Annotated in this window: 18 protein-coding genes; 14 read left to right on the top strand and 4 right to left on the bottom strand. The window is 60.3% G+C overall.

Annotated features, from left to right (window positions below):
* Positions 1-27: 27 nt before the first annotated feature.
* Together ACJJVH_RS07450 and ACJJVH_RS07445 are read left to right on the top strand one after the other, a co-directional pair.
* Positions 28-855: a TolB family protein gene (locus ACJJVH_RS07450; RefSeq protein WP_113356778.1), complete on the top strand. Its 828-nt coding sequence runs from the start codon at positions 28-30 to the stop codon at positions 853-855.
* Between the two features lie 164 nt (positions 856-1,019).
* Positions 1,020-2,747: an ankyrin repeat domain-containing protein gene (locus tag ACJJVH_RS07445; RefSeq protein WP_412065008.1), complete on the top strand. Its 1,728-nt coding sequence runs from the start codon at positions 1,020-1,022 to the stop codon at positions 2,745-2,747.
* A 150-nt stretch (positions 2,748-2,897) separates the two neighbouring features.
* On the opposite strand, the gene ACJJVH_RS07440 is transcribed toward ACJJVH_RS07445, so the two are convergent.
* Together ACJJVH_RS07440 and ACJJVH_RS07435 are read right to left on the bottom strand one after the other, a co-directional pair.
* Positions 2,898-3,650 (bottom strand): hypothetical protein, encoded by a 753-nt coding sequence (locus ACJJVH_RS07440; protein WP_113356780.1) that lies wholly within the window; start codon positions 3,648-3,650, stop codon positions 2,898-2,900.
* A gap of 144 nt (positions 3,651-3,794) precedes the next feature.
* The gene (locus tag ACJJVH_RS07435; protein WP_112798136.1) at positions 3,795-6,071 is read right to left on the bottom strand and encodes an NADP-dependent malic enzyme; all 2,277 of its coding nucleotides are present in this window, start codon (positions 6,069-6,071) and stop codon (positions 3,795-3,797) included.
* Between the two features lie 406 nt (positions 6,072-6,477).
* Between ACJJVH_RS07435 and ACJJVH_RS07430 the strand changes: the two genes are divergently transcribed.
* From ACJJVH_RS07430 to ACJJVH_RS07405, 6 genes are all read left to right on the top strand, one after another.
* Complete coding sequence (locus ACJJVH_RS07430) at positions 6,478-7,284, top strand: UDP-2,3-diacylglucosamine diphosphatase (protein ID WP_112797626.1); 807 nt, start codon at positions 6,478-6,480, stop codon at positions 7,282-7,284.
* Between the two features lie 168 nt (positions 7,285-7,452).
* Positions 7,453-8,670, top strand: a complete 1,218-nt coding sequence (locus ACJJVH_RS07425; protein WP_112797624.1) for an MFS transporter — start codon at positions 7,453-7,455, stop codon at positions 8,668-8,670.
* A gap of 151 nt (positions 8,671-8,821) precedes the next feature.
* Positions 8,822-9,982: an ABC transporter permease gene (locus ACJJVH_RS07420; RefSeq protein ID WP_113356782.1), complete on the top strand. Its 1,161-nt coding sequence runs from the start codon at positions 8,822-8,824 to the stop codon at positions 9,980-9,982.
* Positions 9,983-9,993: 11 nt separating this feature from the next.
* Entirely contained in the window at positions 9,994-10,857 is an 864-nt protein-coding gene (locus tag ACJJVH_RS07415; protein WP_112797622.1) for an ATP-binding cassette domain-containing protein, read from the top strand.
* A 9-nt stretch (positions 10,858-10,866) separates the two neighbouring features.
* Positions 10,867-12,237, top strand: a complete 1,371-nt coding sequence (locus tag ACJJVH_RS07410) for an MlaD family protein (protein WP_112797620.1) — start codon at positions 10,867-10,869, stop codon at positions 12,235-12,237.
* A 38-nt stretch (positions 12,238-12,275) separates the two neighbouring features.
* Positions 12,276-12,890, top strand: coding sequence for an ABC-type transport auxiliary lipoprotein family protein (locus tag ACJJVH_RS07405; protein WP_113503589.1), 615 nt, complete (start codon positions 12,276-12,278; stop codon positions 12,888-12,890).
* Between the two features lie 101 nt (positions 12,891-12,991).
* Here ACJJVH_RS07405 and ACJJVH_RS07400 read toward each other — a convergent pair whose 3' ends face one another.
* A complete protein-coding gene (locus ACJJVH_RS07400; RefSeq protein WP_113503434.1) occupies positions 12,992-13,390 on the bottom strand; it encodes an SRPBCC family protein in 399 nt (132 codons plus the stop codon).
* A 285-nt stretch (positions 13,391-13,675) separates the two neighbouring features.
* On the opposite strand from ACJJVH_RS07400, the gene gndA reads away from it, so the two are divergent.
* Entirely contained in the window at positions 13,676-15,103 is a 1,428-nt protein-coding gene (gene gndA / locus ACJJVH_RS07395) for an NADP-dependent phosphogluconate dehydrogenase (protein ID WP_112797616.1), read from the top strand.
* Between the two features lie 63 nt (positions 15,104-15,166).
* Here the strand turns inward: gndA and ACJJVH_RS07390 are convergent, their stop codons facing one another.
* Positions 15,167-16,198 carry a LacI family transcriptional regulator gene (locus tag ACJJVH_RS07390; RefSeq protein WP_412065007.1) on the bottom strand — a complete coding sequence of 344 codons (1,032 nt, stop codon included), beginning with the start codon at positions 16,196-16,198 and terminating at the stop codon, positions 15,167-15,169.
* Between the two features lie 460 nt (positions 16,199-16,658).
* On the opposite strand from ACJJVH_RS07390, the gene ACJJVH_RS07385 reads away from it, so the two are divergent.
* From ACJJVH_RS07385 to ACJJVH_RS07365, 5 genes are all read left to right on the top strand, one after another.
* Complete coding sequence (locus tag ACJJVH_RS07385) at positions 16,659-17,897, top strand: ABC transporter substrate-binding protein (protein WP_113356786.1); 1,239 nt, start codon at positions 16,659-16,661, stop codon at positions 17,895-17,897.
* 89 nt (positions 17,898-17,986) lie between these two features.
* Entirely contained in the window at positions 17,987-18,877 is an 891-nt protein-coding gene (locus tag ACJJVH_RS07380; RefSeq protein ID WP_112797609.1) for a carbohydrate ABC transporter permease, read from the top strand.
* Positions 18,878-18,888: 11 nt separating this feature from the next.
* A complete protein-coding gene (locus ACJJVH_RS07375) occupies positions 18,889-19,785 on the top strand; it encodes a carbohydrate ABC transporter permease (RefSeq protein ID WP_112797607.1) in 897 nt (298 codons plus the stop codon).
* A gap of 3 nt (positions 19,786-19,788) precedes the next feature.
* Positions 19,789-20,880 carry an ABC transporter ATP-binding protein gene (locus ACJJVH_RS07370; protein WP_412065006.1) on the top strand — a complete coding sequence of 364 codons (1,092 nt, stop codon included), beginning with the start codon at positions 19,789-19,791 and terminating at the stop codon, positions 20,878-20,880.
* A gap of 58 nt (positions 20,881-20,938) precedes the next feature.
* Complete coding sequence (locus tag ACJJVH_RS07365; protein ID WP_412065005.1) at positions 20,939-23,407, top strand: beta-mannosidase; 2,469 nt, start codon at positions 20,939-20,941, stop codon at positions 23,405-23,407.
* Positions 23,408-23,428 lie beyond the last annotated feature (21 nt).

The following is a 23,428-nucleotide window of genomic DNA, read 5'->3' as shown; positions in this document are numbered from 1 at the left end:
CGTGCCTTCGACGCAGGAAGAGGACGAATGCGCAGCTCGGTCGAGATCTATAATATCCGCACGGGCGCGAACCGTGTGGTCTGGCAAACCGACCGGCTTGTCGAAGCGCCGAACTATTCGCCGGATGGGCGCTATCTGCTGCTGAATAGCGACGGGTTGCTATATCGGCTGCCTCTGGACGGTCGCGGCGAGGCTGTGCGCGTCGATACCGGCTTCGCGACGCGATGCAACAACGATCACGGCATCTCGCCCGATGGCTCGCTGATTGCGATTTCCGACAAGACCGAGCATGGAAAGGCCTGCATCTATGTCTTGCCGGCGGAGGGGGGCACACCGAGGCAGGTTACGAGCAATCTGCCATCCTACTGGCATGGCTGGTCACCGGACGGACAGCGCTTCTCTTATTGCGGCATCCGCAATGACGTTTTCGATATCTACACGATCTCGATCGACGGCGGCGAGGAGACGCGGCTGACCCATGGCGAGGGCCGCAACGACGGCCCGGATTTTTCCGCCGACGGGCAGTGGATTTATTTCAATTCGAGCCGCACCGGCCTTATGCAGATCTGGCGCATCCATCCCGACGGCACCGGCCTGCAGCAAGTGACCCATGACGACTACGGCAACTGGTTCGCGCATCCGTCGCCGAAGAACGACAAGGTCGTGCTGATCTCCTACGACCCGGATGTCTTCGACCATCCGCGCGACCTGAATGTGCGGATGCGCTTGATGGATCTGGATGGCGGCAATCTTGTCACCCTGTTCGAATTCTTCGGCGGCCAGGGCAGCATCAACGTGCCGAACTGGTCGCCGGAAGGCGATGCGTTTGCCTATGTGCGTTACGAGCCGGCCTGACCGCTGGACAGAGCGTAACCGGCGCTATAGATCTGGATGCGTTCGCAGGGCGCATCCGATCCGCGGGAAGGGCAAGGCCCACCTGATGCATGTAGAATGAGACTGCCACACCTCTTTTCAGTCTGTGGGCGCGGATACCGGACGTAAATGGAAGGAGGTCTATCGTGACCACGCGCTCTCTGGCGAGCACCGCCACACTCGATTCCCTGAAAAAGCAGGCCAAGTCTTTCCTCAAGGCCGTTCAAGCAGGCGATGCTTCGGCGCGCAGCCGTGTCGCGCCGTATTTTGCCGATATGGCCCATGTCGGATTGCAGGACGTCCAGCTGGTTCTCGCCCGCGAATTCGGTTTCTCCAGCTGGACGAAGCTCAAGGCGCATCTGGAAAGCGGCGAACGCACGCGCGTTCCGCCGGATCAACTCGCCAACCGCTTCCTGTCGCTCGCCACGGTCTCGTATTTTAGCAACGTTCCGGCCGATCCCGCACGGTTCGACGAGGCACGGCAGCTATTGGACGAGAATCCGGGGCTCGCCGGCGAGAATATCCACGTTGCCGCGGCAATCGGGGATGCCGATGCCATAGGGCGCTGGCTCGATCGGCAACCTCAACTCCTCGACCGCAGGGGCGGGCCATACGACTGGTCTCCTCTGATGTATGCCGCTTATGCCCGGCTGCCGGGCCGCTCGAGCCTGCCGGCTGCCCGCGAGCTCGTCAGGCGCGGCGCTGATGTCGACGCCTTTTTCCTTGATGGCGGCCAATATCGGTTCACGGTCCTGACCGGCGTTTTCGGCGAAGGCGAGGCGGGAAAAATGCGTCAGCCGTCGCATCCGGATTGCGTGGAATTCGCACGTCTGCTGCTTGATGCGGGCGCCGAAGCCAACGACAGCCAGGCACTTTATAACCGTATGTTCGAACCGGACGACACATGCCTGAAGGTATTGCTGCAATATGGCCTGTCGGCGAAAGATACCAACAATTGGCTGGTGCGTGAGGATGGCGGGTTCGTTGCGAATTCCCAAACCGTCTTCGATTATCAACTGGCCTGGGCGCTGGAGCATCGCATGGCGGACCGTGTGCGTTTGCTGGTCGAGCACGGTGCCGACGTCCACAAGGCCGTCAATGGCAGAACGCCGTTCGAATGGGCGCGTGTTGGCGGTGACGCGGATCTGGCCGGGTATCTGGTGCTCAAGGGCGCCACGGCCGTTCAGCTGAAAGCGGAAGACGAATTCTACATCGCCGCCATGAACAAGGAGATATCGCTCGCTGAACTGCTGAAGATGAAGCCGGGCGGTGACATCATGTCTGCGATGCAGCGGGCTCATCCCGCGATGCTCCATGACGCCGCCGGTGAAAACGATCTGGAATCCGCTCGGCGGATGCTGGCACTGGGGCTTGAGGTCAACGCCATGACCAGCCGCACGCCGCTGCATGAGGCAGCGCTTCACGGCCATATCGAGATGGCGCGACTGCTGATCCGGCACGGTGCCGACACTACCATCCGCGATCCCTATTTCTATGCTCCGCCGATCGGCTGGGCCGAATATAATGGCAAGCAGGATATGGTCGCGTTTCTCGCGGCCCACCCGTTGGATATCTTCGCCGCGGCAGCCTTCGGGCTGGTGGATCGGCTGGCCGATCTTCTCGATCGGCACCCGGAGCAGATGAACATCCGTTTCGGCGAATTCCGACCGCATGGGCACCCCACCGATCGCGACTGGATGACGCCGCTTGGCTTTGCTATCGGCAATGGGCGTGCAGACGCGGTTCGCCTCCTGCTGGAGCAGGGCGCGGATCGCTCCGTCCGGGATGCATCGGGGCGGTCGTATCGCGATCTTGCCGAAGAGGCGGGTGACGAGGTCGTCATGTCGCTGTTGCGCCAGCGTGGCTCTGCCTGAAAACAATGAGATGGTGCGGTCAGGCGGGATGACGGACGTCTGGCCGGTCGAAAGCAATTCCAGGAAAAGTACGCAGCGGTTTTCCGTCGGGAATTGCGAAAGAACAAAGGGATAGAGCGTTTTCGCGACTTGAAGAAAAGCGGAAAGGCTCTATTGCGTCGGCTGCGGTCCGCCGGCCTTGGGATGCTTGAGGTCGATGCTGCCCTGGTCGGTCGCTAGGAATTGCGGTCCGACCTGGCGAACCTTATGGGCGGCGGGATCGTAGGGGCGATCCGGCGGAAACTGCTGCGGCTCGGCCTGCGTTACCGCGGGAGCCTTCGCTGCGGGCGTCAGCTTCTGCTGCAGGCTGGCATTGTCCCGCGGCTTCGATGTCTCGATGACGGTAATGGAGCTTTCGGGTTGCGCCAGGGACTGCTGCTCCGGCGCATAGGCGTCCAGCTTCGTGCGAGTGTCGATGACGATATCGGGTGTGGACGAGGCCGGAAGGCTGCAGCCGTTGCGCTGCATCGTATCCAGCAATTGACGGCGCTGCATGGCAACGGCATCGACGCGCCCGACACTTTGCTCGCGCTGGTCCATCAGGATGGTGAGGTCGTGCCGCATCCTGTCGAGCGAGGTTCTCATGTCGTCGCAGACGACTTGATTGTCCTGCCCGATGATCACCATGCTGCTGTCTTCGACGCAGCCCTGGTTGCGCAGATCGCTCATCGTCCGGCGGATCGCCAGATTCTGTTGCACGATGGAGCGTGACAGCTGGCGTGTTTCCTGGCTCGCGCCGATCACCTGGGTAATATCCACGTAGCGGCCGCGCAACTCGTTGCAAAGATCGGCCTGCGCCAGGCTCGGTGTGGCCGTCAATACGGACAGCAGGGCTATGGAAACGTGTTTTGTGCCGCGGTTCACGGTTCTGCTCTCGAAAGCGGTTCGATTTCGCTGAAGCCTATATCTTCGAGCTTAACAACGTATCCATCAAAATGCATGGATTTCGAGAGGATTTTCATGAAATCGCGGCTCGCAGCCACCGCATGGCGGCTGCGAGGATTTCGCTCAGGCGAGCTGCGATGCCTCGACCACGGCCAGAGCCGCCATATTGACCACGCCGCGGGACGTGACGGAAGGCGAGAGAATATGGGCTGGAAGCGCCGTGCCGAGCAGGATCGGGCCGACATGCAGGCCATCGGTCATGGTCTTGACCACGCCGAGCGTGATGTTGGCGGCATCGAGGTTGGGGAACACGAGCAGGTTCGCTTCGCCGGAAAGCGCGCTATCCGGCATGACGTGGCGACGCAGGCTTTCGGAAATGGCGCTGTCGCCATGCATTTCGCCATCGACTTCCAGATCCGGCGCGGCTTCGCGCACGAGCGCGAGCGCGTCACGCATTTTCGTTGCGCTCTCGGATTCCCGGGAGCCGAAGTTGGAGTGCGAGACCAGAGCCGCGCGTGGCTCGATGCCGAAACGCTTGATCTCCTGCGCCGCGAGGACCGCCGATTCGGCAATTTCCTCGGCGCTCGGGTTAAACGTCACGTAGGTATCGGTGTAGAAGGTAGCGCCGCGCTGCGAGATAAGCAGGCTGAGCGCGGAAAAATCGCGAACGTCCGGCCGCTTGCCGATGACCTGTCGAACGACGCGCAGATGGCGCTCATATCGGCCTTCGAGGCCGCAGATGAGGGCATCGGCTTCGCCGCGCTTCAAGGCGAGCGCGCCGATGACCGTTGCGTTGGTGCGGACGATCGTGCGCGCGGCCTCGGGAATTACCCCGGCCCGGCCGACGAGCGAGAAATACAGCTCGACATATTCGCGGAAGCGCGGATCGTCTTCCGGGTTGATGACGGCGAAATCGGTATTCGGACGGATCTTCAGGCCGTAGCGCTTCAGGCGGCTTTCGATGACGGAGGGACGGCCGATCAGGATCGGGGATGCGGTTCCTTCCTCAAGCAGAACCTGGGCGGCGCGCAGCACGCGTTCGTCCTCGCCTTCGGAGAAGACGACGCGCTTGCGTTCGGCGATTTTCGCGGCAGCGAAGATCGGCTTCATGATGAAGCCCGAGCGGAAGACGAAGCGGTTGAGCTCGTCCATGTAGGCGTCGAAATCCTTGATCGGACGCAGCGCCACGCCGCTGTCGGCGGCGGCTTTCGCCACGGCCGGCGCAATGCGCAGGATGAGGCGCGGATCGAAGGGCGAGGGGATCAGGTAGTTGGGGCCGAAGACCGGCGTCTCGCCAGTGTAGGCGCGGGCGGCGACATCGGAAGGCTCCTCGCGGGCGAGAGCGGCGATGGCGCGCACGGCGGCCATCTTCATTTCCTCATTGATCGTCTTTGCACCGCAGTCGAGCGCGCCGCGGAAGATATAGGGGAAGCAGAGGACGTTGTTCACCTGGTTCGGAAAATCCGAGCGCCCGGTACAGATCATGGCGTCGGGGCGTGCGGCCCGGGCGAGGTCCGGCATGATTTCCGGCGTCGGGTTGGCGAGCGCCATGATCAGCGGCTTTTCCGCCATCTGCGCGAGAAGTTCGGGTTTCAGCACGCCGGCGGCGGACAGGCCGAGGAAGACATCGGCGCCCGGGATGGATTCGGCAAGCACGCGCTTGTCGCTATCCTGGGCGTAGATGGACTTCCATTCGTCCATCAGGACGTTGCGGTCCTTGTAGACCAGGCCTTCGATATCGTGGACCCAGATGTTTTCGCGCCTGGCGCCGAGGATCACGAGCAGATTGAGGCAGGCGAGCGCAGCCGCGCCCGCGCCGGAGGCGACGATCTTGACGTCCTCGATTTTCTTGCCCGCCAGTTCCAGCCCGTTGAGGACGGCGGCGGCGACGATGATGGCAGTGCCGTGCTGATCGTCGTGGAAGACCGGAATTTCCATTTTTTCGCGCAGGCGGCGTTCGACATCGAAGCATTCCGGCGCCTTGATGTCTTCCAGATTGATGCCGCCGAAGGTCGGCTCGAGCGCCGAAATCGTGTTGACCATCTCATCGACGGTGGGCGCTGCGACTTCGATGTCGAAGACATCGATGCCGGCAAACTTCTTGAAGAGGACGGCCTTGCCTTCCATGACCGGCTTGGAGGCGAGCGGGCCGATATTGCCGAGGCCGAGCACGGCCGAACCGTTCGAAATCACCGCAACGAGATTGGCGCGGGACGTGTAGTCCGCAGCCATTTCGGGATTGTCGCGGATCGCGATGCAGGGAGCGGCGACGCCGGGAGAGTAAGCGAGCGCCAGATCGCGCTGGTTGCCCAGCGGCTTTGTCGCCTGAATTTCCAGCTTGCCGGGGCGAGGATAGCGATGGAAATAAAGCGCCTGTTCGTCGAAATTTCCGCTCGCCATATTCTTGGCTGCTTTCGAAGTGTCGTTCGTATCCAACTCGCGTCTCCATTCCTGCCTGCGCTAGAGTCCTCCATACATCAATCGCTTCGCCTTCACAGTATGCAATCGACGTCGCAAGGCGTTTTTGCCGTGGCATAACTGAATTGCCTTTTCCGCAACGATCACCCGATGGCCGCCGCGAAGACGGCATGGGATTGCGCATGAGGGGGAGCCGGCGCAGGCGATGTTTTGCCTTGGTGTCGCCCGTTTTGCAGGCGACCGTCCGGACCTTGCATCGCGGCAAGAGGCGGCCGAACCCGCCGATAAGCCGCCAGACACAGGATTTGTCATCTTCCTGAAACACGAGTCTGGTTTTGGAATAGCCAAGGTAGGATAGGGCACGGACATAAAGTTCGTGAATGAAAACATGGACACCAGGCGATTTCGGACGCTGTTCATTTCTGACGTGCACCTGGGCTCGAAAGCTGCCAAGGCAGACTTCCTGCTCGACTTTCTCCGTTATCATGATGCCGATACCATCTTTCTGGTCGGCGATATCGTCGATGGCTGGCGCCTGAAGCGAAACTGGTACTGGCCGCAGGATTGCAACGACGTCGTGCAGAAGCTTCTGCGCAAGGCGCGCAAAGGTACGCGCATCGTCTATATCCCCGGCAACCACGATGAATTCCTGCGGGATTTCCCCGGCATGCACTTCGGCGGTATCGAGGTGGCCCAGCGGGCCATTCATGAAACGGCAGACGGCAAGACCTATCTGGTCCTGCATGGCGACGAATTCGACGTGGTCGTCCGCAACGCACGCCTGCTCGCCTATCTCGGCGACTGGGCATACGACATGGCCATTCTGATCAATATCGGCCTTGCGGCGATACGCCGCCGCTTGAACATGCCTTACTGGTCTTTCTCGGCCTGGGCGAAGCAGCAGGTAAAGCACGCCGTAAATTTCATCGGCGAATTTCAGCGCGTCGTGGCCGAAGAGGCCAGGCGCAACGATGCCGACGGCGTGATCTGCGGCCATATCCACCATGCCGTCATCGAAGATCTGGACGGCGTGCGCTACATCAATACCGGCGACTGGGTGGAAAGCTGCACGGCGATCGCCGAGCACCAGGACGGCACCTTCGAGCTCATCACCTGGCGATCGATCCTGGAGACGCAGCCGGCCGGTTCGCCCGTGGAAGGGCTGCCGCGGCCTCTGGGCGCCCAGGCGGCGTAGCTTTTACGCCGCTTCACGGCCTTAATAATAGCATGTCATAATTATTGATCGTCGCGGAACCGCCTTGGCCCCGGATTTTTCCGAAACGTTACGGTCTTGGCCATTTCTCGCCATAGTCGTACTATCGATAGCGTGATAGGGACAAATCAGTTCCCCTTCAGGTCTGTCATGATTCCCGCGATCAAGTCCTTCCAGGGCGAGGGTGCGCCGCCGTATTTCCGCTTGCGCACCGCCTTGTCCTATTGCGCGCCGTTGTTCGTCAACGGCATTGCCTTGCCGTTCTTTCCCGTATGGCTGGCGGGGCTGAATTTCAACGATCATGAAATCGGTCTGGTGATCGCCATCCCCATGGTGGTGCGCGTTCTGGTGACGCCCGTCATCGCCGTGCTGGCCGATCATATGACGGAGCGCGCCGACGTATTGCTGTGGTCCGGCGCCCTGTCGCTTCTGACGGCAATCGCGCTCTACTGGACAAGCGACTTCTGGTCGGTGCTTCTGGTCTACGGCATCCAGGGCGCGACCTATGCGCCCTACGTGCCGGTGGTGGAATCGATCGCCATGTCGGGCGTGCGCCGCTGGGGATTCGACTATGGCTCCATGCGGGTGTGGGGATCGATCACGTTTATCCTGTCGACGCTTCTCGGCGGTCAGCTGATCAGCATCTGGGGTGGAACCACCGTCTTGCCCGTCATGGTGGCAGGCTTCATTCTCACGATGCTGATGGGCCTGTTTGCGCCGCGCATCGGGCCGACGCGGCGGCGCAACCAGCCGATCAACCTGCAGTCGCCGACCGGAAATTTGCGTTCCCCGCAACTGCTCATCACCATGATCGGGGTTTCGGTACAGCAGTCGAGCCATGCGATGCTTTATACGTTTGCGTCGATCTATTGGCGCAAGCTGGGCTTCTCCGGCGCCGAGATCGCCATCTTATGGAGCATCGGTGTCGCGGCCGAGGTCATGGTCTTCTTTTTGTCGAAGAAGCTGAGCCGGCGGTTCAGCGCATGGACGCTGATCTTCTTCGGCTCGACCATGTGTATCCTGCGCTGGATCCTGTTCCCGGTCAATTTCGGTTTCATCGGCTATTTCGTGTTACAGTGTTTTCACTCCTGCACCTATGCCTGCGTCCATACGGGCATCCAGCGCCGCATCGTCGCATCGGTCCAGGAAACGCAGGAATCGTCCGCTCAGGGCGCCTATTATTTCTATAACGGCATGTTCCTCGGTCTCATGACATTGGCATCCGGCTATCTCTATGCCTGGCTCGACCTGTCGAGTTACTACGTCATGGCCGGCATTGCCGCTCTGGGCCTTGCCATGGTCGTTTTCGCTTATGGGTTGCGGTCCGGGAGGCCGGCTATCGGCGGGGGCGCTCACGGCGTATCCTAGGGCGATCCAGCAAATTCATTTGGATATCAAAAAGCGGTGACATATGTTGGCGCCGCCGTGAGATGGAAATTTCCTATTCGGCCGGTGTATTAAGCATTGATCGCTGCGGGCTCTCCGAGTCGGTCATATGTGTGCCAGATTTGAAAGACGCATGAGTTTGAAACCAGCCGAACAGAAGTCCGATGCACCGAAGATCGATGATGCGCCTGAAGGCGCGGGCCATCGCTATCGGCTGGAGGGCAGTTGGCGCAGCGCCAATGTCCATGGCGTTTTGCGGCAGATCGAGCAATTGTCGAAGCGCAGTTCCGGCGGCGATGTGGTGATCGATCTTTCCGGCCTTTCCGACGTCGACACCGCCGGCGCGCTGCTGATTCGCCGCCTCAAGGAAAGCCAGGAAGCGCATCAGGCCCACGTTACGATCGAAGGGTCCGATTCGCATATCGATGAACTGCTGACGGCTTTCGACACGCATCCGGACGATCAATCCGCAGCACCTAAGGCGGGCAAGTCCTTGCCGGAGCGGCTCTTCGCGCCTATCGGCAAGAGCGTCTACGACTTATGGGACAACCTTGTCGCCGCCATGTATATCCTGGGCTCGGCCGTGCGCGGAGCTCAGCTCAAATTCGGGCGCGGCAGCGGCGTTTCCCCGGCCTCGATCGTTAATCAGATCGACCATATGGCGGTGCGCGCCGTTCCGATCATCCTGCTGATGTCGTCTCTGATCGGCGCGATCATCGCGCAGCAGGGTGCTTTCCAGCTGCGCTATTTCGGTGCCGAGGTCTTCGTCGTCGATCTGGTCGGTATCCTGCAATTGCGCGAAATCGGCGTGCTGCTGACGGCGATCATGATCGCCGGCCGCTCCGGCAGCGCGATTACCGCGGAAATCGGCTCGATGAAGATGCGCGAGGAAGTGGATGCGCTGAAGGTCATGGGACTCAACCCGATCGGCGTGCTTATTTTTCCGCGACTCGTGGCCCTGACAGTCGCCTTGCCCCTGCTGACCGTCATTGCGAACTTTGCCTCGCTGTTTGGCGCGGCGATGGTCGCATGGGGCTATTCCGGAATCACCGTTGCGACCTTCATTTCACGCCTGCATGAGGCGATCAGCCTTTCGACGGTCATTTCGGGCATGATCAAGGCGCCGTTCATGGCGCTGGTCATCGGTATCGTCGCGGCGGTCGAGGGATTGAAGGTCGGGGGCAGTGCCGAGTCGCTGGGTCAGCATGTGACCTCATCCGTGGTGAAATCGATTTTCGTCGTTATCCTGATGGACGGGCTGTTTGCCATGTTCTACGCAGCGATCGATTTCTGAGGATATCAACGATGAGCGCGCATCACTCGGAAACCCCGTTGGACAAAAACGAGCATGGCAGGGATATCGTACTGTCGGCGCAGGACGTTACGGTTGCCTTCGGGTCGAAAGTCGTCCTCGACAAGCTGAACCTGAATATCTATCGCGGCGAAATCCTGGGCTTCGTCGGCGCTTCCGGCGCGGGCAAGTCCGTGCTGCTGCGCACGGTCTTGCGGCTGCTGCCGCGCCGTTCCGGCAAGATCGAAATCCTCGGAGAGGATTACGACAAGCTTGACGAGCAGGAACGCAACCGGCTGGACATGCGCCTCGGCGTGCTCTTCCAGCAGGGAGCGCTGTTTTCCTCGCTGACGGTGAAGGAAAACATCCAGGTGCCGATGCGGGAATATCTGGATCTGCCCAAGGAAATGATGGACGAGCTGGCGATGATGAAGATCCGCATGGTGGGTCTTGCCGCCGATGCCGCCGACAAGTATCCATCCGAGCTTTCCGGCGGCATGATCAAGCGTGCGGCGCTGGCGAGAGCCCTGGCGCTCGATCCGGATCTCGTTTTTCTCGACGAGCCGACATCGGGTCTGGATCCAATCGGCGCTTCGGAGTTCGACGAGCTGATCGCCAGACTGCGCGACACGCTCGGCCTGACCGTTTATATGGTGACTCACGATCTCGACAGCTTGTTTTCCGTCTGTGACCGTATTGCTGTTCTCGGACAGAAGCGGGTATTGGTGGAAGGCACGATTGAGGACATGCTCGTCTGTGACGACCCCTGGGTGCAATCCTACTTCAGGGGAAAGCGCGCACGCTCGATCGTGCCGCGGGAAGACATCATGGAACGCAACGACGACAAAGGCGCAAGCGCCCACAGCCGCGAGAAGTGACTGGAGACAATGGAAACCAAAGCCAATTATACGATCGTCGGGTTCTTTACGCTGCTTGTCATCGCGGCTGCCTTCGGTTTCGTCTACTGGATGGCAGAGTACGGCCGGGGCGGTCCGATGGTCGAACTGGTCGTGCGTATTCCCGGATCGGCGAACGGGCTGAGCGTCGGCTCGCCGGTTCGCTTCAACGGCATCCAGGTCGGATCGGTCCAGAGTCTCTCCATCGATGCGGATGATCCCAACTATTCGCTGGCCTTTACGCAGGTGCGCGCGGATGCGCCGGTCTATACCTCGACCAAGGCCATCCTTGAAATCCAGGGTCTTACGGGCGCGGCCTATATCGAGCTTTCCGGCGGGCGCAACGGCGACGAGAACATCCTGAAGCGCTCCATAGACACCGGCAAGAGAGCGGTGCTGCTCGCCGATCAGTCAAGCGTGACGAACCTGCTGACGACGGCGGACAAGATCCTGAACCGCGCCAACGACACGATCGGGGACATTCAGGGATTTGTTTCGGATTCGCGCGGACCCTTGACCGATACGGTGCGCAACGCGCAGAAATTCTCGAAGGCAATCGCCGACAATTCCGACAATATCGACAAATTCCTGGCAAGCGTCGGGCAGCTTTCCGACACCTTCAAGACGGTCTCGGTCCGGGTGGATTCGACGCTCGACGCGATCGAGAAGCTGGTGCGGGCGGTCGATGCCCAGAAGGTCAACGACGTCATCGCCAATGCGGACAAGATCACCGCGAATGTGGCGGATGCCACGACCGATTTGAAGGCGACGGTGGCAAGCTTCAAGCAGACCGCCGACACCTACAACGCTTTCGGCCAGAAGGCGCAGCAGACGCTTGATCGTGTCGACGCGATCGTCGCGCAGATCGACCCTGCGAAGATCAAGGGATCGGTCGATGACATCGCCGATGTGACGAAGCAGGCTCGCACGGCGGTGGCTTCGATCCGCGATGTGGCGAATTCCGTTGCTGCCCATCAGCAGGATATCGACCAGACGATTGCCAATGCCCGCGACATTTCCACCAAGCTCAATGCGGCATCCGGCAAGGTCGATGGAATTCTGACGAAGGTCGATTCGCTGCTTGGCAATGACAGCACGCAATCGCTGTTTGCCCAGGCCAAGGACACGCTCGAATCCTTCAAGAAGATGGCCGACAACCTCAATTCCCGCATCGGCCCGATCGCCGACAATCTGCAGCGATTCTCCAGCAGCGGTCTGCGCGACGCCCAGACCCTCATCAACGATATGCGTGGCACGGTTGACAATCTGAACAGTACAATCACTAATTTCGACCGTAATCCGCAGCGACTGATCTTCGGTGGCGATACGGTCAAGACATATGATGGCCGCGCGCGGCATTGATGAATAGCGATATCTGGTCTCCGGAGGATAAGCTGAATATGGTGGGTTGCGTGTCGAGTGAGCGTCATCAGATGTGGAAAGCCGTGATCGCATTGCCGCTGCTTGCGGCCCTGCTTGGAGGTTGTGGAACATCAGCCAACAACGATACCTACGATCTTTCCGGGTCGGTGAAGGCGAACGGGCCCTCCGTCAAGAGCCGCCAGATCCTCATTCCGCCGCCGACGGCGCTGCAGGCGCTGGACAGCAACCAGATCGTCATCCGCGTTTCACCTTCGGAAATCCAGTATCTCGGCAAATCGCAATGGAGTGACAAGCTGAGCCGCATGGTGCAATCGAAGCTGGTCGAAGCCTTCGAGAATACCGGCAAGCTCGGCGGCGTCGGCGTGCCGGGACAGGGGCTTGCGATCGACTATCAGATCGTCACCGATATCCGCGCTTTCGAGATCAATGCGTCCGGCGGCCAGAAGACGGCAACGGTGGAAATCTCGGAAAAGATCCTGAACGATCGTACGGGCACGGTGAAGGCGCAGAACGTCTTCCGCAAGGTTGTGCCCATCAGCGGCGGCAGCAATCCCGATTTCGTCCGTGCACTCGATGCTGCGTTTGCAGGCGTGACGGTAGAACTCGTCGATTGGACATTGCGCACCCTCTAGGCGCGGGTAAAGCAAGAAAATCCAGATTCCCGACCGCCCTATCTCGATGATTTTCCGCAGCTCCGGATGGAGAAACGTCGCGCAACTTTTCGTAAGCTGCGCTAGCGTTCCATAAGCTCCTTCAGCGTTTTCAGATCGCGCATGACATGCGCGGCGTCGGCTGCGAATTGTTCCTCGCTCATGCCCGGGAGCCGGAGCAGGGTAAACATGATTTCGCAGCCATCGGCGTTCGGTACGATGCGCAGAGCATTGTGAACCGACAGCCCGGATTCGAGTGTCACCTGATGGTCGATGACGCCGAAGTCGTTGCGGGGCGCGAAGCGGACGCGGGCGGCGCCGAGCGTGCCCTCGGCGATCCAGTCGTCGCCATCCCGTGTCAGTCCCGACGCCAGGCCCGAGGCCCAGAAAGGCATGTTTTGCGGGCGGCTGGCGTAATCGTAGACCTCTCTCCAGTCGCGATCGATGGAGATGTGAACGATCTTCGCGCTCATGGTCGACATGGTGTTTTCCTCCTCTATATCATCTCTACAGGCTGGGCCCGGCCCGGCAAGCGCTGGTTCGGAAACGGATGAATCGCGAATTCCGCAGCATTTTTGCACAGTCCTGCAAAGGGGACGATTCACGGCTTGCGAAGGCTTGCCGTTTTCCGCCCGGAGTGCAACAACAACCCCCAACGCAGGGCTGTCGCCGGTCATGCCGGGCGCTGGTGGGATTGCGTCATATCGGATGTTGCTGCGTTTTCAGGGTAGGGCCGGGCGCAGTCAACGAGTCACTGGAGGATTGTCGTGGAAAAGGCAGAAATCGGGCTGATCGGTCTTGCTGTTATGGGATCGAATCTGGCGCTCAACATCGCCGAGAAAGGCAACAAGATCGCAGTTTTCAACCGCACGACGCATGTGACGGACGAATTCTATGCGAATGCGGGTGCGCTCAAGGACAAGATCATTCCCTGCAAGACGATCGAGGAGTTCGTCGAGTCGATCCGCCCGCCGCGGCCGATCATCATCATGATCAAGGCCGGCGACCCGGTCGACCAGCAGATGGCGGCGCTGCAGCCGTATCTGGACAAGGGCGACATCATGATCGACGCCGGCAATGCCAATTTCCGCGATACGATCGCCCGCTTCGATCGTCTGAAAGACACCGGCCTGACCTTTATCGGCATGGGCGTATCCGGCGGCGAGGAAGGTGCGCGCCACGGCCCCTCCATCATGGTCGGCGGCACGGAAGACTCTTACAAGCGCGTCGAGAAGGTGCTGACCTCGATCGCTGCCAAGTACAACGACGAAGCCTGCTGCGCCTGGCTCGGCAATGACGGGGCAGGGCATTTCGTCAAGACGATCCACAACGGCATCGAATATGCCGACATGCAGATGATCGCCGAAATCTACGGCATTTTGCGCGATGGCCTCGGCAAGAGCGCGGCCGAGATCAGCTCGATCTTCGGCGAGTGGAACAAGGGCCGCCTCAACTCCTACCTCATCGAGATCACCGAGAAGGTTCTGGCCGCCAAGGATCCTGCGACCGGCAGCGCCATGCCCGACGTGATCCTCGACAAGGCCGGCCAGAAGGGTACCGGCAAGTGGTCCGTCATCGAAGCCCAGAATATGGGCATCCCGGCAACCGCCATCGAAGCCGCCGTCGCGGCTCGCAGCCTTTCCGCCATCAAGAGCCAGCGCGAAGCCGCCGAGAAGATCTTCGGCACGCCCGACTACAAGTTCCCGATCGCTTTCGGTCCCGATCTGCTGAAGGATCTTGAGCTTGCGCTGTTTGCGGCCAAGATCGGCGCCTATGCGCAGGGCTTTGCCGTGATGGCCGAGGCCTCGAAGGAATTCAACTGGTCGCTGCCGATGCCCGTCATCGCCAAGATCTGGCGTGCCGGCTGCATCATCCGCTCGCAGTTCCTCGACGAGATCACCAGCGCCTTTACCAAGACGCCGGATGCGGCGAACCTGATCGTGACGCCGGCCTTTGCCGAGATGGTGAAGGAATCGATCCCGTCGCTGCGGCGCATCGTTTCGGCTGCGACCGCCGCCGGCCTTCCGGTTCCGGCGCTTGCTTCGGCACTGACCTACTTCGACGCCTATCGTCAGGCGCGCGGCACCGCCAACCTGATCCAGGCCCAGCGCGATTTCTTCGGCGCCCATGGTTTCGACCGCGTCGACGGCAAGGATATTCACCACGGCCCATGGGGCAGCGGCGCCAACGGCTGAGAGAAATTGCAGGATTCGAGATGAGAAAGGCCCGCTGAAGAAATCCAGCGGGCCTTTTTGTCGTCAGCTCTTCGGCCAGACGGGCTCGCTGATGCTTTGCAGCAGCTCCGGTTCTATGCCGTCGATGCGGGCGATGACCGCCTTGGCCAGTTCGCGGCCGCCGTGACGGACATCCTCATAGATCGTGATGATTTCCGGGCGGATCCAGTTCAGTACGTCCGTCGATTGTTTGGCCACCATATCGATATCCCTGCCGAGGCGGAAACCCGCCGCCTCGATGCCGGCATTCACCGCAATGGCGCCGCCGCCGCTGGAACAGACGATACCATCCGGCGGATGCGGAGAGCGCATCAGCGCCTCGACGCAATCCCTGATATCGGCCAGCGGCGCATCGGTCGTCACTCTCAGGGGGATCTCCTCCGCGCCAAATTCGTGCAGGCCGATCTGGAAGCCGATGCGGATATGCGAGTAGTAGGTCAGCTTGCTGACGGGCTGCAGCAGGGCTAGGCGACGCCGCCCCTTGGCGACCAGCGCACGAACGGCCTCATGGGTGAATGCCTCGTTGTCGAAATCATGGAAGGGGTGAACGATGCCCATATCCGTCCGCCCGTGCGTGGCGAAGGGCAGGCCGCGTTCGTACAGCAATCGAACGCGCGGATCGTCCGGCTCCGTACGCGATATGATGACGCCGTCGGCCGAGCCCGTGTCGAGAATATAGCGCACCGGCACCAGGGGGTCCTTGCTGTGCGAGTGCGGCGTGACCACCAGATGGTACTGCGTGCCGGCAAGAACCTCGGAGATTCCGAAAACCATCTGGCTGGTGAAGCCCATGATTTCCTCGTCGATGCTGAGGACCAGGGCGATGACATTGGTCTTGCCGGTTCTAAGACGCACGCCGGCGCGATTCGGCTGATAACCCAGCTGCCGGGCAACCATGCGCACGCGTTCCTTGGTTTCCGCACCGATATCGGGGGCATCCTTCAATGCGCGCGAAACAGTGGTGATCCCGAGCCCCGTCATGAAGGCAATGGTCTTCAGCGTTGGCCGTTCCGGTGCGGACGATGTTCCGCCGCCTGAAATTTTCTTATTGTCCATTCCGTTCAAGCTTGCCTCCCGGCCGCCTCCCGCAGCCAATCCCCCTATATTGCCCAGATGCTCGCCGCAAGCATAGTCGCAATGCGACGGTTGCTTGATCCAAAGCTAAAAACTGTAACGATACAGTTGGAATGTCGAGCTTTATTTTGATGTGTGATACAGATGATGCTCTTCTGGTTGCGTTTCGCGGTGCAACCGGAAAACTTTTCGGAAGCAAAGCGATGCACCGGTTTTCAGCGATTGATACCCGAGTAATATATAGATATTTCAATATATTATTGAAATTTTTTGGATCAATATCCTCATCATTCGCACTCCGTATGAAGCCTATCTTCCACAGGGATACGCATCTATAGATTGTATATTTCGGCCTTCGGAAAAATTTTTGGATTGCCGGTTGCGCGCCGAAAATGATTCGACTAGGTTTTTCCGGCAACGTTTCAGTGAGGGAGGAGAACTCATGAATATTCGTTTGATGGCTGCCGCTTTGCTCGCATCTGTCGCGATTCCCGCTTACTCAGCAAATGCGACCGATCTTGAGGTAACGCATTGGTGGACATCGGGCGGTGAAGCAGCTGCCGTGAAGGTTCTGGCTGATCAATATAATGCTCTTGGCGACAATCACTGGGTCGACGGCGCGATCGCCGGTTCGGGTTCGACGGCAACGCCGCTGATCGTCAGCCGCATTCTCGGCGGCAATCCGATGGGCGCCACGCAGCTCAACACGGGCCGCGATGCCGAAGAGCTCGTCAAGGCCGGCCTGATGACGGATCTCACCGATCTTGCCGAGAAGGAACACTGGAAGGACATCATTCGTCCGGCAAGCCTGCTGGCCTCCTGCACCTACGAGGGACGCATCTATTGCGTGCCGCTCAATATCCACTCCTGGCAGTGGTTGTGGCTCAACCGGCACGTCTTCGAAGACAACGGCATGAAGGTTCCGGCCAACTGGGATGAATTCGCGGCCGATGCGCCGAAGCTGCGCGAGAAGGGCATCGTTCCGCTCGCCACCGGCGCCCCCTGGCAGGTCGACGGCATCCGCAACGTCATGCAGATCGGCATCGGCGGCAAGGAGACCTATCTGGCGATCTACGACAAGAAGAACGCCGATGCGGTCAGCAGCCCCGAGAACCGCAAGGTCTGGGATGCTTTCGCACAGGCGCGCGACATGGTCGACGAGAGCTATTCTGGCCGCGACTGGAACGTCGCCACCAACATGGTCATAACAGGCAAGGCCGCCGGCCAGATCATGGGCGACTGGGCGCAGGGCGAATTCGGCGTCGCCAAGCAGGTTGCCGGCAAGGATTACGATTGCCTGCCGGGTCTCGGCTTCCACGGCTTGCTCGATACCGGCGGCGACAGCTTCTATTTCCCGAAGAACAGCAACGCCGACATCACCAAGGCTCAGCTCGAGCTTGCGAGCATGCTGGTCTCCAAGGAAACCCAGGTGAAGTTCAACCTCGCCAAGGGATCGCTGCCGGTTCGCGGCGACGTCGATCTGGCCTCCGCCAACAGCTGCATGAAGAAGGGTCTGGAGATTCTCCAGAACCCGGACAACGTCCTGCCGGGCGTGACGCAGCTGCTCGATCCCGATACCCGCGGCCAGATGACCGACCTCGGGCTGCAGTTCTTCTCGTCCAAGATGACCGTGGATGAGGCGATCGAGAAGCAGGCCGCCATCATCAAGCAGGCGCAGTAACCAAACGACCATCTATCAATCGCGATGGCAGGCATCGGGGCGGGAGAGTTTCTCGCCTGTCCCGATGTGCGCCACCAACGGAGGTATCGATGGCTAACGCTGTCCGGCCACTTGGTCTGTTCCGTAATCTCAATGCGAAGATCGCCGCCATTCCGATGGTGCTGACCGTGATCGTCGTCTTCGTCGGTTGTACGCTCTGGACCGTCATCTATTCGTTCACCGACTCCAAATTGCTGCCGAGCTCCAACTTCATCGGCCTGGCGCAGTATCAGCGCCTGTGGGGCACCGATCGCTGGAACATCTCGATCGGCAATCTTGCGACATACGGCATTCTCAGCCTGGTTTTCGCTTTCGTCGTCGGCTTCTTTCTGGCCGTGCTGATGGATCAGAAGATTCGTTTCGAGAATACCTTCCGAACCATTTTCCTTTATCCCTTCGCTCTGTCCTTCATCGTGACCGGTCTTGTCTGGCAGTGGATTCTCGATCCGCAGCTAGGCTTGCCGAAGCTGATGCAGGACATGGGCTTTACGGGCTTCAATTTCGCGCTTCTCGGCAATCAGAAGACCGTGCTCTACGCGCTGGTCATCGCCGGACTGTGGCAGGGCACGGGGCTCGTGATGGTGCTGATGCTGGCGGGCCTGCGAGGGATCGACGGCGAAATCTGGAAGGCGTCGCGCGTCGACGGCATTCCGGCCTGGCGGACCTATATTTTCGTCGTCATTCCGATGATGCGCGGCGTCTTCGTCACTACGCTCGTCATCGTCGCCTCGGGCATCGTGCGCGTCTACGATCTGGTCGTCGCCATGACGGCAGGCGGGCCGGGCTTCGCATCCGAAATGCCGGCCAAGTACGTCTACGACTTCATGTTCCAGCGCTCCAATCTCGGCCAGGCGCTTTCCGCCTCCACCGTCATGCTGGTCACAGTGTTCATCTTCGTCGTGCCGTGGGCTCTCATCGAGTTCCGCCAGAAGCGCCGGTAAGGGAGGAACCCATGGCACTTGCCGCTACCATCGAACCTTCGGGCACCAAGCCCAAGCGCCGTTTCGAACCGCGCACGGTCATGCTCTATGGCATTCTCGGGCTGGCCGCTCTCTATTATCTCCTGCCGCTCTATGTGATGGTCGTCACCTCGCTCAAGGGTATGCCGGAGATCCGCATGGGCAATATCTTCGCGCCGCCCATGGAAATCACCTTCGAGCCGTGGGTGAAAGCGTGGTCGCAGGCCTGCACCGGGCTTTATTGCCACGGCATTCAGGTCGGCTTCTGGAACTCGGTGAAGATCCTCGTTCCGAGCGTCATCGTTTCCATCGCGATTGCCTCGGTCAACGGCTATGCGCTTGCCAACTGGCGCTTCAAGGGATCGGAAATCTTCTTCACGATCCTGCTGTTCGGCGCCTTCATCCCCTATCAGGTCATGCTCTATCCGCTCGTCATGGTGCTGCGACAGCTCGGCCTGTTCTCGACGCTTGGCGGCATCGTGCTGGTGCATACGATCTTCGGCATGCCGATCAACACGCTGCTCTTCCGCAACTATTTCGCCTCGCTTCCGCCCGAGCTTTTCAAGGCGGCGCGCGTCGACGGCGCGGGCTTCTGGCAGATCTTCCTGCGCATCATGCTGCCCATGTCGCTGCCGATCTTCGTCGTCGGCATGATCATCCAGATCACCGGCATCTGGAACGACTTCCTGTTCGGCGTGATTTTCGCCGGCACGCAGAATTACCCAATGACCGTGCAGCTCAACAACGTCGTCAACGCCGTGCAGGGCGTCAAGGAATACAACGTCAACATGGCCGCAACGCTACTGACCGGCGCGGTGCCGCTTATCGTCTATTTCGTGTCCGGACGGCTCTTCGTCCGGGGCATCGCCGCCGGCGCAGTGAAGGGGTGATCCATGACCAGCAGCGTTTCCATCAAAGACCTTTCGCTCAACTTCGGGTCGGTCAACGTTCTGAAAAATCTCAATCTCGAAATCAATGACGGCGAGTTCCTGGTGCTTCTCGGCTCGTCGGGCTGCGGCAAGTCGACCTTGCTCAACTGCATCGCCGGCCTGCTCGACATCAGCGAAGGGCAGATCTTCATCAAAGGCAAGAACGTCACCTGGGAAGAGCCCAAGGATCGCGGCATCGGCATGGTGTTCCAGTCCTATGCGCTCTATCCGCAGATGTCGGTGGAAAAGAACCTCTCCTTCGGGCTGCGCGTCGCCAAGGTGCCGGGAGATGAGATCAAGAAGCGCATCGCGCGTGCCGCCGAGATCCTGCAGATCGAGCCGCTCCTGAAGCGCAAGCCGGCCGAGCTTTCGGGCGGGCAGCGCCAGCGCGTCGCCATCGGCCGCGCCCTGGTGCGCGATGTCGATGTCTTCCTCTTCGACGAGCCGCTGTCGAACCTCGACGCCAAGCTGCGCTCGGAACTGCGCGTGGAAATCAAGCGGCTGCACCAGTCGCTGAAGAACACGATGATCTACGTCACCCACGACCAGATCGAGGCGCTGACGCTCGCCGACCGTATCGCCATCATGAAGAACGGCGTCATCATGCAGCTCGACGACCCGACGACGATCTATAACGAGCCGCGCAATCTTTTCGTTGCCGGCTTCATCGGATCGCCGTCCATGAACTTCCTGCGCGGCGAGCTGGTCAATCGCGAGGGCAAGGTGGTGTTCGCGACCAATGACGTGCTGTTCTCCCTCGACGGGTACAAGACCGGGGAGACGCTGCAGGCCGGGCGCAAGGTCGTGTTGGGCGTCCGTCCCGAACATATCAAGGTCAATGAAGAATTGGCTTCTGGCGCCGAGGTTCACAATGCTACCGTCGACATCGAGGAACCGATGGGCGCCGATAACCTGCTGTGGTTGAAGCATGCCGGCCATACCATGTCGGTCCGCGTCAATGGCTCCAGGCGGTTCGGCCCCGGTTCGGCCGTGAAACTCGGCTTTGACATGTCTCTCGCATCGCTCTTTGATGCGCAGACAGAACTCAGAATATGATCCCATGCAATGGAGGCGGGTTGACCGCCTCCGCCTCATAGCGGTCCGGGGAGGTCCGATGTCGTCTTCGATCAATGATAGCTTCACCGTCGATCTGGCCGGGGCGTGGAGGCTGACGTCTCCCGACAGCGACCATTCGCTACCCATGTCTCTGCCCGGTGATGTTCACTCGGCGCTGCATGCGGAAGGGCTTATTCCCGATCCCTATTTCGCGCGTAACGAAGAGGTCGTGCAGTGGGTCGCCAAACAGGATTGGGAGCTGACGCGCAGCTTCACGCTCGATGATGCCGGCGGAGACTGGTATCTCGACATCGACTATCTCGACACGGTCGCGAGCGTCTACGTCAACGATGCGCTGGTGCTGGAGGGCAACAATTGCTTCCAGCGTTATCGTCCCGATGTCTCGAAGGCATTGAAGACGGGTGAGAATACCATTCGCATCGTGCTGCATTCGAGCATCGCCACCGGGGCCGCGTTGCAGGCGAAGCAGCCCTTCTATATTCCCTACAGCACAGGCAATTCTCCCATCCCGAACGGCAACATGCTGCGCAAGCCGCAGTGCCATTTCGGCTGGGACTGGAATATCGCGATTGCGCCGCTTGGCCTCTACGGCACCATTGCGTTGAAAAAGCTTGAGATCGCGCGCATCGAAAGTGTCGTCACCCAGCAGTCTCACAACGACGACGGCTCTGTCGACCTCAAGGTGACGGTGGCGCTGTTCGCCAAGGGAACCGGCATCGCGCAACTCTATTTTTCGCTCGAAGACGAGCGGGTGCGCCTCGACGTCGGCGTCAATGCCGGGGAAACCTCGATCACCCATGTCTTCCACGTCGAAAAGCCCAGGCTCTGGTGGCCAGCCGGCAATGGCGAGCAGGCGCTCTATGCGCTCTCCGTCGAAACCAATTTCGAAACCGTCACCCGCCAGATCGGCCTGCGCACGGTCGAACTGATCACCACCGAGGATGATGCGGGTAGCCGCTTTGCTTTGAAGGTCAACGGCCGCGAGATTTTTGCGCGCGGGGCCAACTGGATTCCGGCGGATGCGCTGTTTTCGCGCTCCAATCCCGCGGCGACCGAGGATCTGCTGCAATCGGCGGCGGCGGCCAATATGAACGCTATCCGCGTCTGGGGCGGCGGTTTCTACGAGCATGACTGGTTCTACGAGACCTGCGACCGCCTGGGCCTCATGGTGTGGCAGGACTTCATGTTCGCCTGCAATCTTTATCCGTCAACTGGCGATTTCCTGGAGAATGTCGAGGCGGAGGTGGGCTACCAGGTTCGCCGGCTGGCGACACATCCCTCCATCGTTCTCTGGTGCGGCGATAACGAGCTGGTGGGCGCGCTCACCTGGTTCGAAGAGTCCCGTAAAGATCGCGACCGCTACCTCGTCTCCTACGACCGTCTGAACAGGACGATCGAGAAGGCGATGAAGAAGGCGCTGCCGGATGCGATCTGGTGGCCGTCGAGCCCGGCGTCGGGCTACCTCAATTTCGGCGACGCCTGGCATGCCGATGGCTCCGGTGACATGCATTACTGGTCGGTCTGGCACGAGAACAAGTCCTTCGACAACTATCGTTCGGTGCGGCCGCGCTTCTGCTCCGAATTCGGCTTCCAGTCCTACACTTCGCTGCCCGTCATCAAGACCTATGCGGAAGCGAAGGACATGAACATCGCCTCTCCGGTCATGGAGCTGCACCAGAAGAATGCCGGCGGCAACGAGCGCATCGCCGGCACGATGTTCCGCTATTTCCGCTTCCCGAAGGATTTCCCGAATTTCGTCTATCTGAGCCAGGTGCAGCAGGGCCTCGCCATCAAGACGGCGGTGGAATATTGGCGGTCGCTGAAGCCGCATTGCATGGGCACCATCTACTGGCAGCTCAACGACACCTGGCCGGTGGCCTCGTGGTCCAGCCTGGACTACGGCGGCCGATGGAAGGTCATGCACTATCTGGTGCGGCGCTTCTTCCAGCCGGTATCGGTCGCGGCAATTCCATCCGAAGACAACAAGACGATCCGCTTTTCCTTGGTCAACGACACCAATGTCGATGTGACGGTGGATATTTCGGTATCGCTGCTGAAGCTCGATGGCGAGCGCGTGCCGCTGACGACGGCGCATGCCGTCTGCACGCCGGATGCGGCCGTCACGGCATTGTCGATCGACGCGGATCAAGTGCCGGCCGATTGCCTGCTGGCGTGGCGTTTCACCGCATCGAACGGCATGGGCGGAGAAGGGCATTATGTCCACGGCACCTACAAGGCGCTCGAGCTTCAGCCCGCCGGGCTGACGGTGCTCAGGGAGGAGAAGGAGGAGAACGGGACGGTGGAGCTCACCGTCACCGCCAAGGGACTTGCGTTGTTCGTGATGATCGAGAGCGAAGTGGACGGGCGCTATTCCGACAACGCCTTCGATCTCGCCGCCGGTGAAAGCCGACGCATCGTCTTCACGCCGGCCAGGCCGCTGGCAGGCAGCGTGCCGGATTTCCGTATCTACGATCTGCAATCCAGCCAGTCGGTCGACAGCCAGTAGGTGGGATTGAGCTATCGCGCC

This window comes from Rhizobium sp. SYY.PMSO (assembly GCF_046840415.1).
GTDB lineage: Bacteria > Pseudomonadota > Alphaproteobacteria > Rhizobiales > Rhizobiaceae > Rhizobium.
The sequence above is the reverse complement of the archived record's forward strand: the minus strand, read 5'-3'. Positions and strand labels throughout refer to the sequence as shown.